At 61.5% G+C, this 12,437-nt stretch carries 14 protein-coding genes and 1 pseudogene; 9 read left to right on the plus strand and 6 right to left on the minus strand.

What is annotated here, in order from left to right; translation table 11 throughout:
• Positions 1-58 precede the first annotated feature (58 nt).
• A complete protein-coding gene (locus FRZ40_RS26170) occupies positions 59-589 on the minus strand; it encodes a lecithin retinol acyltransferase family protein (RefSeq protein ID WP_147236065.1) in 531 nt (176 codons plus the stop codon).
• Positions 590-944: 355 nt separating this feature from the next.
• Here FRZ40_RS26170 and FRZ40_RS26175 point away from each other — a divergent pair, with 355 nt between their 5' ends.
• Both FRZ40_RS26175 and FRZ40_RS26180 read left to right on the plus strand, forming a co-directional pair.
• Positions 945-1,700, plus strand: coding sequence for an SDR family oxidoreductase (locus tag FRZ40_RS26175; protein ID WP_147236066.1), 756 nt, complete (start codon positions 945-947; stop codon positions 1,698-1,700).
• 254 nt (positions 1,701-1,954) lie between these two features.
• Positions 1,955-2,611, plus strand: coding sequence for a response regulator transcription factor (locus FRZ40_RS26180; RefSeq protein WP_147236796.1), 657 nt, complete (start codon positions 1,955-1,957; stop codon positions 2,609-2,611).
• A gap of 20 nt (positions 2,612-2,631) precedes the next feature.
• Here FRZ40_RS26180 and FRZ40_RS26185 read toward each other — a convergent pair whose 3' ends face one another.
• Positions 2,632-2,997, minus strand: coding sequence for a response regulator transcription factor (locus tag FRZ40_RS26185; RefSeq protein ID WP_231516175.1), 366 nt, complete (start codon positions 2,995-2,997; stop codon positions 2,632-2,634).
• Positions 2,998-3,532: 535 nt separating this feature from the next.
• Between FRZ40_RS26185 and FRZ40_RS26190 the strand changes: the two genes are divergently transcribed.
• A complete protein-coding gene (locus FRZ40_RS26190) occupies positions 3,533-4,570 on the plus strand; it encodes a LysR family transcriptional regulator (protein WP_147236067.1) in 1,038 nt (345 codons plus the stop codon).
• Between the two features lie 162 nt (positions 4,571-4,732).
• On the opposite strand, the gene FRZ40_RS26195 is transcribed toward FRZ40_RS26190, so the two are convergent.
• Entirely contained in the window at positions 4,733-5,443 is a 711-nt protein-coding gene (locus FRZ40_RS26195; protein ID WP_147236068.1) for an SDR family NAD(P)-dependent oxidoreductase, read from the minus strand.
• 155 nt (positions 5,444-5,598) lie between these two features.
• Between FRZ40_RS26195 and FRZ40_RS26200 the strand changes: the two genes are divergently transcribed.
• On the plus strand, positions 5,599-6,570 hold the full coding sequence (locus FRZ40_RS26200) for a LysR family transcriptional regulator (protein ID WP_147236069.1): 972 nt from the start codon (positions 5,599-5,601) through the stop codon (positions 6,568-6,570).
• A 127-nt stretch (positions 6,571-6,697) separates the two neighbouring features.
• Here FRZ40_RS26200 and FRZ40_RS26205 read toward each other — a convergent pair whose 3' ends face one another.
• From FRZ40_RS26205 to FRZ40_RS26215, 3 genes are all read right to left on the minus strand, one after another.
• Positions 6,698-7,426: a 2OG-Fe(II) oxygenase gene (locus tag FRZ40_RS26205; RefSeq protein ID WP_240057362.1), complete on the minus strand. Its 729-nt coding sequence runs from the start codon at positions 7,424-7,426 to the stop codon at positions 6,698-6,700.
• Between the two features lie 192 nt (positions 7,427-7,618).
• Positions 7,619-8,146 carry a GNAT family N-acetyltransferase gene (locus FRZ40_RS26210; protein WP_147236071.1) on the minus strand — a complete coding sequence of 176 codons (528 nt, stop codon included), beginning with the start codon at positions 8,144-8,146 and terminating at the stop codon, positions 7,619-7,621.
• A gap of 8 nt (positions 8,147-8,154) precedes the next feature.
• Positions 8,155-9,024: a helix-turn-helix domain-containing protein gene (locus tag FRZ40_RS26215; RefSeq protein WP_477634384.1), complete on the minus strand. Its 870-nt coding sequence runs from the start codon at positions 9,022-9,024 to the stop codon at positions 8,155-8,157.
• A gap of 140 nt (positions 9,025-9,164) precedes the next feature.
• Here FRZ40_RS26215 and FRZ40_RS26220 point away from each other — a divergent pair, with 140 nt between their 5' ends.
• The 5 genes and pseudogenes from FRZ40_RS26220 to FRZ40_RS26240 all read left to right on the plus strand — a co-directional run bounded on the left by FRZ40_RS26220 (position 9,165) and on the right by FRZ40_RS26240 (position 12,381).
• The gene (locus tag FRZ40_RS26220) at positions 9,165-9,419 is read left to right on the plus strand and encodes a hypothetical protein (RefSeq protein WP_028368976.1); all 255 of its coding nucleotides are present in this window, start codon (positions 9,165-9,167) and stop codon (positions 9,417-9,419) included.
• A 197-nt stretch (positions 9,420-9,616) separates the two neighbouring features.
• A complete protein-coding gene (locus tag FRZ40_RS26225; RefSeq protein ID WP_028368975.1) occupies positions 9,617-9,985 on the plus strand; it encodes a nuclear transport factor 2 family protein in 369 nt (122 codons plus the stop codon).
• A 38-nt stretch (positions 9,986-10,023) separates the two neighbouring features.
• A pseudogene (locus FRZ40_RS26230) lies at positions 10,024-10,264 on the plus strand (hypothetical protein).
• Positions 10,265-10,353: 89 nt separating this feature from the next.
• Positions 10,354-10,695: a hypothetical protein gene (locus FRZ40_RS26235; RefSeq protein ID WP_051446516.1), complete on the plus strand. Its 342-nt coding sequence runs from the start codon at positions 10,354-10,356 to the stop codon at positions 10,693-10,695.
• A gap of 123 nt (positions 10,696-10,818) precedes the next feature.
• On the plus strand, positions 10,819-12,381 hold the full coding sequence (locus tag FRZ40_RS26240) for a tetratricopeptide repeat protein (RefSeq protein WP_147236073.1): 1,563 nt from the start codon (positions 10,819-10,821) through the stop codon (positions 12,379-12,381).
• The last annotated feature ends 56 nt before the right edge of the window (positions 12,382-12,437 follow it).

Genomic DNA, 12,437 nt, shown 5'->3' on the forward strand with positions numbered 1-12,437 from the left:
TATCCGTTAGATATCCAAAATAATAAGGATGAAGGTTGCATGAATTGACGGTTGCTTATTAGATGGGTCTCACGCTGGCTGTTGCGAGAGACAACGTGCGCGTATCCCGGCGAAGCCTTCCAGAGTCACGCGAAGCAAGAATCGTCGCTCTTGCAATCGCCAGCAAGGTCTCGATGCCTTTCCACGGATTCATCAGGCATCGGCGCACCTGCTCGCTGCGCGCGACGCCCCGTACGCACCATGTGGTGAAGTGTTCGCAGTTGTTCGTGAGAAGCCGATATCTGTCTTCACCGAGGCGGGATTTCGCACGCCTTACCGCGTCGATGCCGGTGTAGACAACCCCGGATTCGTTCGCGACCGTGATGTCTCTTCCCGCAGCGAAGTCATTGAGCGACGCATATTCGACCGGGCGCGGCGTCATCGAGCGATCAAAGCCGCCATAGTGAATGACGCGTTCGTTTCCCGCGTAAATGCCGTGGTGCGCGTATCCTTCGCGTTCAGTGATGAGGTGGGCGCCGATATCGAAAGTGGCTGCTGTGCCAGTCGATTTCCGAGAAGCCGCCGACCATTCCGTAAGTTGCGTTTCCATGGCGAGTCGATCACGTTCGTGTGTCAGCATGGTAGGCGGCGACCCTGCGCCCCGGTAGATATGCGGCTGAACACGCACCGTTGCCGGGTGCGCACCAATAGGTGGGGGCGGCGCGATCTCGCGGCCGCGTTCGGGCAGATGGATGATGTGAGGCGCAGCGCAGTCGCCCATCGATTCCGCTGAATACCTCGATCGCCTGAGGTTGGGTGGTGCGCAAGTCGGGCGACACACGCTGTTTTCGATTGGTGTCGAATAGACAACACTGTGCGTCGCATCGCGTATCTGCCGCGATGCGCGGCGGCTATCTATGATGAGTGCATGCGGAATCTGCCGCTAAGGATATGGAGAACGCGTCATGAAGATTGTCGTCATCGGCGGTACTGGCCTGATTGGCTCCAGGACCGTTGCGATTCTGGCCGGGCACGGGCATGAACTGATCGCGGCGTCGCCCAGCAACGGTGTCAACAGCATCACGGGCGAAGGACTCGCGGCGGCCATGACTGGGGCGCATGTGGTGATCGATCTATCCAATTCGCCCTCGTTCGAAGACAACGCGGTGCTGGAATTCTTCAAGACCTCGACGAGCAACCTTCTCGCAGCCGAGGCGGCTGCGGGCGTCGGGCACCATGTCGCGTTGTCTATCGTCGGGATCGAGCGGACACCGGAGAATGGCTACTTTCGCGCGAAGGTCGCACAGGAGAAGCTGATTGAGGCGTCGGGTATCCCATACACGGTCGTTCGCGCGACGCAGTTCCTCGAGTTTCTGGGAGGCATTGCCGATTCTTGTGCCGTCGGCGACGAGATCCGGGTATCGCCCGGTCTGTTTCAGCCGATCGCGGCTGACGACGTCGCTGCCAGTGTTGCCGAAGCCGCGCTCGCGGCGCCGCGTAATGGCATTATCGAAATTGCCGGGCCGCAGCGCGCGCCGTTCAACGAGATCATCGCCCGCTATCTGAAAAGCGTCGGCGACCCGCGGGAGGTCGTGCGCGATCCTGACGCGCGCTACTTCGGCGGTCTCGTCGCGGAACAGTCGCTGGTGCCGATGGGCGAGGCGCGGCTTGGCCGCGTGGGTCTGGACGAATGGCTCCGCCGAACAAAGGAAAACGTCTGACCCACGTTGCCACGCGGCGCGCAAGCGAGATGCTTGCATTTCCGGCATCCCACGTCCTCTGCTTTGCTCCGCGCAGGGCAAGTGTGTAGCATGTTCGAGGCGGGTTCACCGCGCAAATGCGGTTCCTGCCTTTCTTATGACGAAAGCGAGAGCGCAAACTTCGCGTGCAGGAAGTCAACGCCCGTTGCCTTCATCGATAGAAGGAAATCATCGTGGAAGCGGCCAGCAGCATCGCTCGTTGGCAAGGAAAGCAAATGAGTGCGGAGTCTCATCCTCCTTCGACACAAGGCATGCATGCCCGGAAAGAGCCGATCGTGTACGTGATCGACGACGACGAAGCAATGAGGCTCGCTGTTCGCGATCTGCTCCGCTCGGTCGGCTTGCGCGTCGAGGTTTTCGAGTCGTCGGTGGACTTCCTTGCCTTTCCCAAACTGGATACACCGAGTTGTCTCATCCTGGATATCCGGTTGCGCGGTGAAAGTGGACTGACCTTCCAGGAGCAGATTGCAAAAAGCGACTTGCGCATGCCGATTGTGTTCATGACAGGGCATGGCGACATTGCAATGACGGTCAAGGCGATGAAAGCCGGCGCCGTCGATTTTCTCGCCAAGCCTTTCCGCGACCAGGACATGCTCGATGCCGTTGCGAATGCTTTGGCGCGCGACGGCGAACGTATCGCCTCTGAGCAATCCAATGCGACACTGCGCGCCGCTTACCTCTCACTGACGCCGCGAGAACGGGAAGTCATGGCTTTCGTCGTCGCGGGAATGATGAACAAGCAGATCGCTTCGGAGATGAGCGTCAGTGAGATCACCGTCAAGATCCACCGCGGACAGGTGATGCGGAAAATGTCCGCGCGGTCGATTGCGGAACTCGTGAAGATGTCCGAGTCGTTGCGCGCCGGCAACTAGCCGTTGAGAAACGACCGTGCCTAACCCGCTACGGGCGGTTGGCGTGGCGAGTCCAGCACGAGGGCGAGCCAATGCGAGATCACGTCGGGATCGACGGGCTTGCTGAGCACCGCCAGCGCGCCGTTTGTCATGGCCTGGGCCGTCAAATGGCGCGCCGGAAACGACGTCACGAAGAGCATCGGCGTCGTGTAGCCCAGTTCAAGCATTTTTTCGTGCATCGCGATTCCCGACATGCCGTCCATCATGATGTCCGAGAGCACGCATGCGGTGTCGGCAATGTGGCCCGACGCGAGAAATTCCTCAGCGGAAGAAAACAGCAGCGTTTCCCTACCGAACGAGCGCACGAGCGTATCCATTGCGAAGCGTAGTGCGTCGTCGTCTTCCACAATCGATACCAACCGGGCGTTACACAAGATGCCGCCTTACTGGAAGAAGCTGCTTGCATGAATTGCATCATTACCGGGCTCGCAAGGTGTTCTCGAACGACGGTATATGCGACAGCACTAGATGTGCATGGGTGAAGCATATTTCCCGGAGTGTCTAAACGAAAATCATACAAACGTAGTCGCGCGCCTCATACTTTGATATAGGGTGCGCCGTCGCCAGCGTCAGGTTGCGGAATTTTTTCGCGTCTACATTCGTCGACACGCATGCCGATTTCTCGCGCAAGCACACTTCATACCGTCGAATCTTTCACCGACTCGTTGTCCTTTTTCATCGAATGGTGCAGGTGTGTCCTAAACCTTTGTATAGGTATCCAAAGCTTATGTATTGTGCGGCGTCCGCCATCCGTAGAATGGTTCGATGAACGTCTCGCGTCTATCCTTCTTCCATGGTCGTTGAGATCAGACAGTGCACCGCAGAGATTGGCAGCGGCGTACTGCGTAACTGGAATGTTCGTTGTGATAGCGGGAGATTCTAATGGACCAACCGGAAACATCGCGCCGCGCTTTTCGTGTTGGCGTGTCGAACAACGCGGACGGACTGTCCGGCTGCCTGTCTACGAGCTACGCAGGAATCATCGCATTCATGGCTGTCGCCACTGAGGGCAGCTTTGCCGCAGCTGGAGATCGGCTCGGCGTCGGGCGCTCGTCGGTATGCAGAAGCGTTCAGAAACTCGAGATGCAACTGGGTACGCGTCTGTTTCAGCGGACCACCCGGTCGACGCGACTGACGCTGGAAGGTGAGCGGTTCTTCCAGAACTGCAATCAGGGCGTGACGCAGATTGTCGAGGCGATGAGCGATCTGCGCGATCTACGACAGGGGCCGCCGCGCGGCTTGCTCAGAATCGCATCGACCGTTGGATTTGGCCGTAAGGTCGTCGCTCCGTTACTCGCACGCTTCTCGGAAAGCTACCCTGACATCGCACTGGATCTGCTGCTGGATGACAAGCCTGCGGACTTTGCCGGGCAACAGATCGACGTCGCGTTTCGTGAAGGATTCATCCAGGACTCCAGTATCATCGCGAAGCAACTGGTGCCGATGCAACTGATACTGTGTGCGTCCCGCGTGTATGCGAGCAAACATGGCTTGCCCCAGACGCTGGACGAAATCGCTGAGCACAATTGCATCAATCTGCGTGCGTCGAACCGGCGGGTTGCAGAGTGGGAATTCAAGGTCGACGGCCACCCGGAGAAGTATCTGCCGGAGGCTTGCCTGACCTTCAGCGACCCCGAACTGGTGTTGAATGCAGTCATGGATGGCACCGGAATCGCGCAACTTCCTGCATACCTGGTCAAGGCGCACGCGTCGAGCCGCGCACTCGTTGCCGCTTTGAGGCAATATGAGCCGGACGACCGGGGCCATTACATCAGCTATCTCTGCCGTCAGCATTTGCCGTCGCGAATTCGCGTATTCGTCGATTTCATGACGGACAGCATTCGCGCACTCGACCTGAACGATCTGACGGGACTTGACGAACGCGCAATGCCGGCGCGAATCGAACGACTGGCTGCATGACCTGTACGGTTCAACTGGCTGTTTCCGCGGGTGCCGTGCCGGCCCGCCTCCAGAATGGAATCTGTCTGGCGGGCAGACATGTCTGCAAGAGGACAACGCGAGGCGCATCGGCCGCTGAGCGGAGCCCTTCGCGGCGATCGCGAAGGGCTGTGTCAGCGTCGCTTAACGGCCGGCGCTCTGGCCGCCATCGACGTGCATGATCTCGCCCGTTACGAACGGTGCGGATTCCAGATACAGGATCGCATTGACGATATCGCTCGTCTCGCCCATAAAGCCGAGCGGGTGAAAGGCACCAAGTGCCTCATGGGTTTCCGGCGCATGCATCGGGGTCTTGATGATCCCCGGCGCGACGGCGTTGACGCGAATGCCCTTTTTCGCGTACTCGATCGCGAGCGACTTCGTCGCGGCGTTCAGCCCGCCCTTGGTCAATGCAGCGAGTACCGAATGTACGCCACTGATTGCCTGGTCGACGACACTCGCTGTCACGCTTACGACGTGACCGCCCGAATGCTTTTCCATTTCGGCTATCGCGAGTTGCGTAACGTAATAGAAGCCTGCGAGATTGACATTCGTCACGGCGGCAAAGTCCTCTGCCGTGTGCTCGGTGAATGGCTTGCCGATGTAGATGCCGGCGTTGTTGACCAGCGTGTCGATCCGGCCAAAACGTTTTACGCCTTCCCGGATGATGCGCTGCGCAGTGGCGGGATCACCGATATCGCCGGCAATGGTCAGAATGTTCGGGTCGTCAGAAGGCTTGATCGAACGCGAGGTCGCAACCACACGGTAATCGAGTTTTCTGAATGCCTGTACGACGGCAGCACCGATGCCTTGCGAGGCACCCGTAACGACAGCAACCTTTTGTGATGTGCTCATGTTTCGCTCCAAAGAAATCAGCGGGGCCCATGGTAACGAGGTGAGTTGTCTGCAACAATTGCTCAACGCGGCAAATCTTTAATGCTGAATCAGCATTTTTGGATTCGTTCGTTACGCCTCTTGGGAACGACCCGCCCCGCAGCCAGAACGCAGCCATGAATCTTCAAGCTCTTCGCTATTTCCTGATGGTTTCGACGACGGGCAGTTTCCTCGCTACTGCGCGGCACTTCGAGGTCCCGGCGTCATCAGTGTCCCGATTCATTGCGTCTCTGGAAAAGGAACTGGGACAGCAACTGTTTTATCGGAGCACACGTGCCGTGAGGCTCACGGAACAGGGCCAGCGCTACTATTCACAGGTGCGCGAGGCCATTGATCTTCTTGATGGCGCGGCAGAGCAACTGGCGCATCGCGACGCGAGTATTCGCGGACTCGTCAGAATCAATGCACCGGAAGCACTGGGAAGGCTCCATATTGCGCAACTCATCAACCAGCTCCAGGCCCGATACCCCGAGCTGTCGATCGAACTCACTCTGACTGACGCGCTCATCGATCCCGTGCAGGAAGGCGCCGATATCGCGATCCGGGTCGGCCCGCTCGTCGATTCGGGCTTGATAGGCAAGGTGCTCAGTGTGCAGCGATATCGGCTCGTTGCTAGCCCGGAATACCTGGCGCTGCACGGCACGCCGCAAACTCCGGACGAACTTCGCAAGCACGCTTGCCTGTTGTACAAGGGACAGCAGGGCGCTCAGCGCTGGTACTTCCGGCCGTCATCCAAAGAAAGCTTTGAACCAGTCGATGTGAGCGGACCACTGCGAAGCAATAATGCCGAGGTACTTGTTGCGGCTGCCATGGCGGGACGCGGAATCGTGCTGCTGCCAAGCTGGATGTTCAATCAGGAGAGCTTCAAGGAAGGCAAACTGTCGAGTGTGCTGACAGACTGGGACAGGTCCGCTTCGCCCGACGACCGGTGGATCCAGATTCTGTCGCCCGAGAACAGGTTGCGCTCGCAAAAGGTCCGCGAAGTGTCGGCTTTTCTGGTCGATGCGATCGGATCGCCGCCGTACTGGGATCGTTGTGACGAGCATGACGTTATGACCGTATTCGCGACGGAGACGGGCGAGCGATGAGCGGGTACGTTTGAAGGTCCAGTATTTGACGAATCGGTATCTGATATTGCAGATGTAAATTAGTCCGGATACACATTCAAGCGAATAAAAACGCGAAATCGACACGGACGCCGCACAGTTGTAAGACCTATCGCGCGTCGTGAAAGATCACGCCGATCGTATGCCGATGCCCCGAGCGCAGCCGGCTCACGCCGTGCCGCATGTTGACGCGGTAGGCGCCGCGCGTGCCCTGCACGGGCCGGTGATGCACGGCGAACAGCACGGCATCGCCCTTGCGCAGCGGCACGACTTCCGCGCGCGATTGCATGCGCGGACGCTGTTCCGTGAGTACGAACTCGCCGCCTGTGAAGTCCCTGCCGGGCTCTGACAGCAGGATCGCGAGCTGGATGGGAAAGACGTGTTCGCCGTACAGATCCTGATGCAGGCAGTTGTAGTCGCCCGTCGCGTACTGAAGGATCAGCGGCGTCGGGCGCAGTTGCCCTGCCTGATGGCAGCGGCGCAGGAAGGCGGCGTGGCTCGGCGGGAAGCGCACGTCGATGCGCATCGCTTCGTTCCACGCGTTCGCCACGGGCACGAGATGCGGATAGACGGCCGTCCGCAATGCGCCGATCATGTCGGGCAGCGGATAGTCGAAGTACTTGTACTCGCCGCGTCCGAAGCCGTGCCGCGCCATCACGACGCGGCTGCGGTACAGGTCGTCGCGCGGACAGAGTGCGCTGAGCGCGTCGCATTCGTCGGTGTTCAGCAGGCCTTCCAGCATTGCGCAGCCGTGTGCATCGAGTTCGCCGGCGGCGCGCGGCCAGTCGATGGCTCCGACGCGCTGTTCGACGGATTGCGGCGTGGCGATTGCGGGCAGCGGCTCGCGCCGGTTCTTGCGCGGCGCTTCGCCGCCGTCGAATAGCGTGGTTTGGGTGTCGAATGCGAAATCCTGCATGAGCGGCTCCGTCGAGGTTCTTGCGTTTTCGATGCCACCCAGTCTACGCAGCCCGTCGCGCTCGCACACTCCGCGTCTTGCTCTCTCATTCGCCGCCAGCGAGCGGGCGTGCCTTCACATGAAGCGCACCATCAGATCGGCGTCGTGAAAAACGCCGCCGATGCACAGTGCATCGGGCTCCGTTCCGTACACGCGAAAACCGAGCGATTCGTACAGCGCGCGGGCTGAGCCGTTCGCGCTCGTCACGAGCAGCCCGACCTGCCGCAAGCCGTCGGCCTGCGCGGCGCGCGCGAGCAGTTCCGTCAGCAGCGCGCGGCCGACGCCGCGTCCCGCCGCTTCGTCCGCGACGTACATGCCGATCACATGGCCCTTGTGCCGTTCCTTGTGCCGCGTTTCGCGCAGCAGTCCGACCGTGCCGACGAGCGTGCTGTCCGGCGTCGAAAAAGCGCCCAGCAGGAAGCTGCCGACGGCGGCGTGCGTGCCGCTCAGTATCGAATCGTGTTGCGACGGGCCGCGTTCGATGGCTTCGTCATAGCTTTGCCCGAACGCGGCGGGATGCGTTTTCAGGCCGCGAAGACGCAGCGCGAAGAACGCGTCGCGATCGGCGGGGCCGAGCGGGCGGATCGAGATGCCGTTTGCCATGTGCGACCTCAGACACTTGCCGCAGCGCCCGCCGCGCGCGTGTCCGCGAACCGGCGCAGCGCGTCGGCCGTTTGCGGATCGGCGGGGAAGAAGGCTTCGATCGCCAGTTCGGACAGCGTGACGTCGACGGGCGTGCCGAACACGGTGGTCGTGCTGAAGAACGACAGCACGCCGAGTTCGGTGCGCAGGCGCAGCGGCACGGCGATCTGTTCGAGCGGCGACGCATGGCTGTCGTCAGCGGGCTCGGCGTCCGGCGGCGTCGGGTAGGCGGCGAGTTCGTCGTAGAGCGCGGCAAGCGTCGCGTCGGCGCTCACCTCGACCTGACGCTGCAGGCGCGACAGCAAATGCGCGCGCCACGCGTGCCAGTTGGCGATCTGCGACGCGATGCCGTCCGGATGCATCGACAGCCGCAGCGCATTGACGGGCGCCTCCAGCAGCGCGGGCTTCGCGGACGTCAGCAGCGGCGCGAGCGCGTTGTTCGCGGCGACGATCGTCCAGTGCCGGTCGACGGCGACAGCGGGATACGGCTCATGGCCTTTGAGCACGAGATCGATCGCCTCGCGCGCCGCGCCGAGTTGCGGATCGCCCAGCTGACGCTCGCGATACAGCGGCGCATAGCCCGCCGCGACGAGCAGCGCATTGCGCGCCCGCAGCGGCACCTCGAGGCGTTCGGCGAGATGCATGACCATTTCGCGGCTCGGCAGCGCGCGGCCCGATTCGACGAAGCTCAGATGGCGCGTGGAGATATCGGCTTCGGAGGCGAGCAGCAGCTGGCTCATCCGGCGCCGCTGCCGCCATTCGCGCAGCATGTCGCCGACGGTGCGGCTCAACGAGGGAGCGCCTGCGGGCGCGGACGAGGTGGCAGTGAGCGTGTTCATGCCGACGATGATAGCCAAACCGCGCCGCGATGCCATTACCTGCGAGGTAAAGTCCGGCCGCACAGCGTGCGGACGGAGTATCGCGAAGGCCGTCAAACGCGCTCATACTGAAGACCCTTACGACCGCTCCGGAGGCGAACATGTGGGACAAGATCGAGCACAACGGCCAGGAAGTCTGGGTGCTTCCCGTCACGGCCTACGGGCCGCCCGTGCCGCAAACCTTGTGGCACTACATCGGCTATGTGTGCCGGCATGGCGCGGACGCGCACATCGAAGGACAGAGCCGCCGCTTCCAGGAACTCGTCGCGACGTTCCGCAGCGAAGAAGAAGCGCGCGAAGCGGGCTATGACGAAGGCCGCCGGCTCGCCGATCAGGTCAGCGTCGCGAAGGCCTGAAGGCCATCTTTTTGCTGCGATACCGCATGTCGTTCTCTCCGGCACCTGCGCGCTTCGAAGGCGCGGGTGCTGCCGGATCATTACCTCCCGGGTAATCGACGCACGCACGCTCATCGACCAATCTTCAGTCCGAGGCCGCCGCCATCGTGAAGCACGCGGCGGATGTCTCGACCATTCACCGACTGAAGGAGTCACTGATGAACGCGCATACCGCACTGATCGACCGTTACTTCGACGCCTGGAACGAAACCGACGCCGGCCGCCGCCGTGAACTGATTTCGGCGAGCTGGGCCGGCGACGCCGCCTATGTCGATCCGCTGCTGTCCGGCAACGGACACGACGGCATCGACGCGATGATCCGCGCCGTCCATGAGCGCTTTCCGCAGCACACGTTTCGCCGCACGACGGAAGTGGATGGCTTCGCGAACCGCCTGCGCTTTTCGTGGGAACTGCTGACGCCGTCGGGCATGCCGATCGTGAAGGGTTCGGACTTCGGTGTCGTCGATACACACGGCCGGCTGCAGTCCGTGACGGGCTTTCTCGACGAAGCGCCGGGCGTCGCCTGATCGCTGGCTATCCCACATACCGAGACCGGAGAGGAATCATGCATGAGCCCGCCGTCACCTTGAACGCCGCTGCTTGTGAACGCGCGCAAGGCGCAATCGATACGGCATCGGGTGCCGTCGCCGGCTTTGCGCTGCTCGCAAGCGCACGCGCGTTCACGTTCGTCGCGCTGGTCGCCTGGCGCGAGCCGGTGCTCGGCGGCGCGGGGCTCATGCTGCTCGCGCTGATCGGCTGGATACGGTGGGCGTTGATGTCGGAATGTGTCACGGGAGAACCGTTGACGCGCGCGTTCGTCCTGACTAAAGTGCTGCGCAAAGCGGTACGCGAAGGTCGATTCGAATATCAACAAGACTCCGGGGAACGCAAGACCATGCAAACGACGAACAACATCGGCACGATGGGCACAGGCAGCACGAACAGCGCCACGTCCGGCGCATCGGGCACGCAGGCGGGCACGCAGGCGGACAACAAGCCGGGCTTCAAGGAACTGCTCGATCAGTTGACGGATTACACGAAGGGCTCGGCGGGCGAGCGTCTGCAGAAGATGATTCTGGCGAAGCTCGGCGTCACGGAAGAAGACCTGAAGAACATGTCGCCCGAAGAGCGCGAAAAGGTCATGCAGAAAGTGCGCGAGATGATCAGGAAAGAGGTCGAAGCGCAAAAGCAGCTTGAGGAAATGCAGAAGAACAACAAGATCCGCGTGTCGGTTTGATGACTTGACGGCAGCGGCCTGCGGGTAACGCAGGCACGAAGCAGCGGTGAAGCGCGGGGCGTCGCGTACAATTGACCCCTCCGTCCTCGGGCGCGACGCGGCGTTGCGCCGAACCGCTGCATCATGAATCACGATATCGCCCAAAGCCTTGCCGACGCGCAGCAGAAGTTCACAGCCGGTCAATACGACGAAGCGGCGGCGCTGCTGAACGGCATTCTGTCCGTCGATCCCGACCACAAAGAAGCACTCGAAGCGCTCGGCTACGTCGCCGCAAAGCAGGGCGACTATGCGCGCGCGGCCGACTACGCGCTGCGCGCGGCGCAGCCCGCTTCGACGAATCCGCAGCAGCTTCATTTCGCCGCGCACATCTGTCAGCTTGCACGGCGTCATGCCGACGCGCTTGCGCTATTCGAGCGGGTTCTCGCCGCGTTTCCCGACCACGCCGAATCGCTGCATGGCGCCGCGATGTCGCTTGTCGCAACAGGCGAGCACGCGCGTGCGCTACAGCGTCTCGCACGGCTCGCGCAACGCTATCCGCAATCGGCCGAAGTGCAGTACAACCGCGGCACGCTGCTCGGCCAGATGGAGCGCTACGACGAAGAACTCGCGGCCTATCGCCAGGCGATCGCGATCAAGCCGAACTTCGTGCGGGCGTATGTGAATCTCGGTGTTGCGTTGCGCGATCTGCATCGCTTCGACGAAGCGTTGCAGCAGTTCAAAAAAGCCGTATCGATCGATACGAACGATGCCGGTGCTCGCACCAACCGCGCACAGACCAATCTGCTGCTAGGCGAGTTCGAACATGGCTGGCGCGAGTACGAATGGCGCTGGCTCGACGGCACGATGAGTCACGGCTTGCCTGACGCGACGCTGTGGACGGGCAAGCAGGCGCTCGACGGCAAGACGTTGCTGGTGCATGCCGAGCAGGGTTTCGGCGACACGTTGCAGTTCATCCGTTTTGTTGGCCGTCTGAACGCGATGGGCGCACGCGTGATCGTGCGCGTGCAGGACGCGCTGTTGCCGCTGTTGCGCGGCTATTCCGGCACGGTTGATGTCGTCGGCGAAACGGCATCGCTGCCCCCGTTCGACTATCACATTCCGATGCTCAGTCTTGCGTTCGCGCTGAAAGTCGGCGAGGCCGATCTGCGCATGGAAAGCCCATACGTTCACGCGGATTCCAGTCTGGCCGCTCAATTCGCCGATGTATTCGCAACGGGCGATGCGCGGCCTCGCGTGGGCATCGTCTGGTCCGGCAGCCGCACGCACCTGAACGATCACAATCGCTCGATTCCGCTCGCGCAATGCATGCCGCTGTTCGATGCGCACGCGCAATTCGTGTCGCTCGTGAAGGATGTGCGTGAAGGCGATCGTGCGGGCGTCGATGAACTCGTTGCGCGTGGCGTGTTGCGTGATGTATCGGCGCGTTTGACGTCGTTTGCAGAGACAGCCGCGCTCGTCGCGCAACTCGATTTCGTGATCACCGTCGATACCGCTGTCGCGCATCTTGCAGGCGCGCTCGGCAAGCCGGTATGGATCGCGTTGCCTTTCACGCCCGACTGGCGCTGGCAACTGAAGCGCGCAGACAGTCCGTGGTATTCGCACATGCGCCTGTTCCGTCAGGCGAAGCGCAACGACTGGAGCGACGTCATTCAACAGCTGCGATCCGCGCTGGATATGCGTACGTAGCGCGATATAACGGCAGACAAAAAACGGAGCACGCGGGTGCTCCGTTTTCACATCGG

The sequence above is a fragment of the Paraburkholderia azotifigens genome (assembly GCF_007995085.1).
GTDB classification, from domain to species: Bacteria; Pseudomonadota; Gammaproteobacteria; order Burkholderiales; family Burkholderiaceae; genus Paraburkholderia; species Paraburkholderia azotifigens.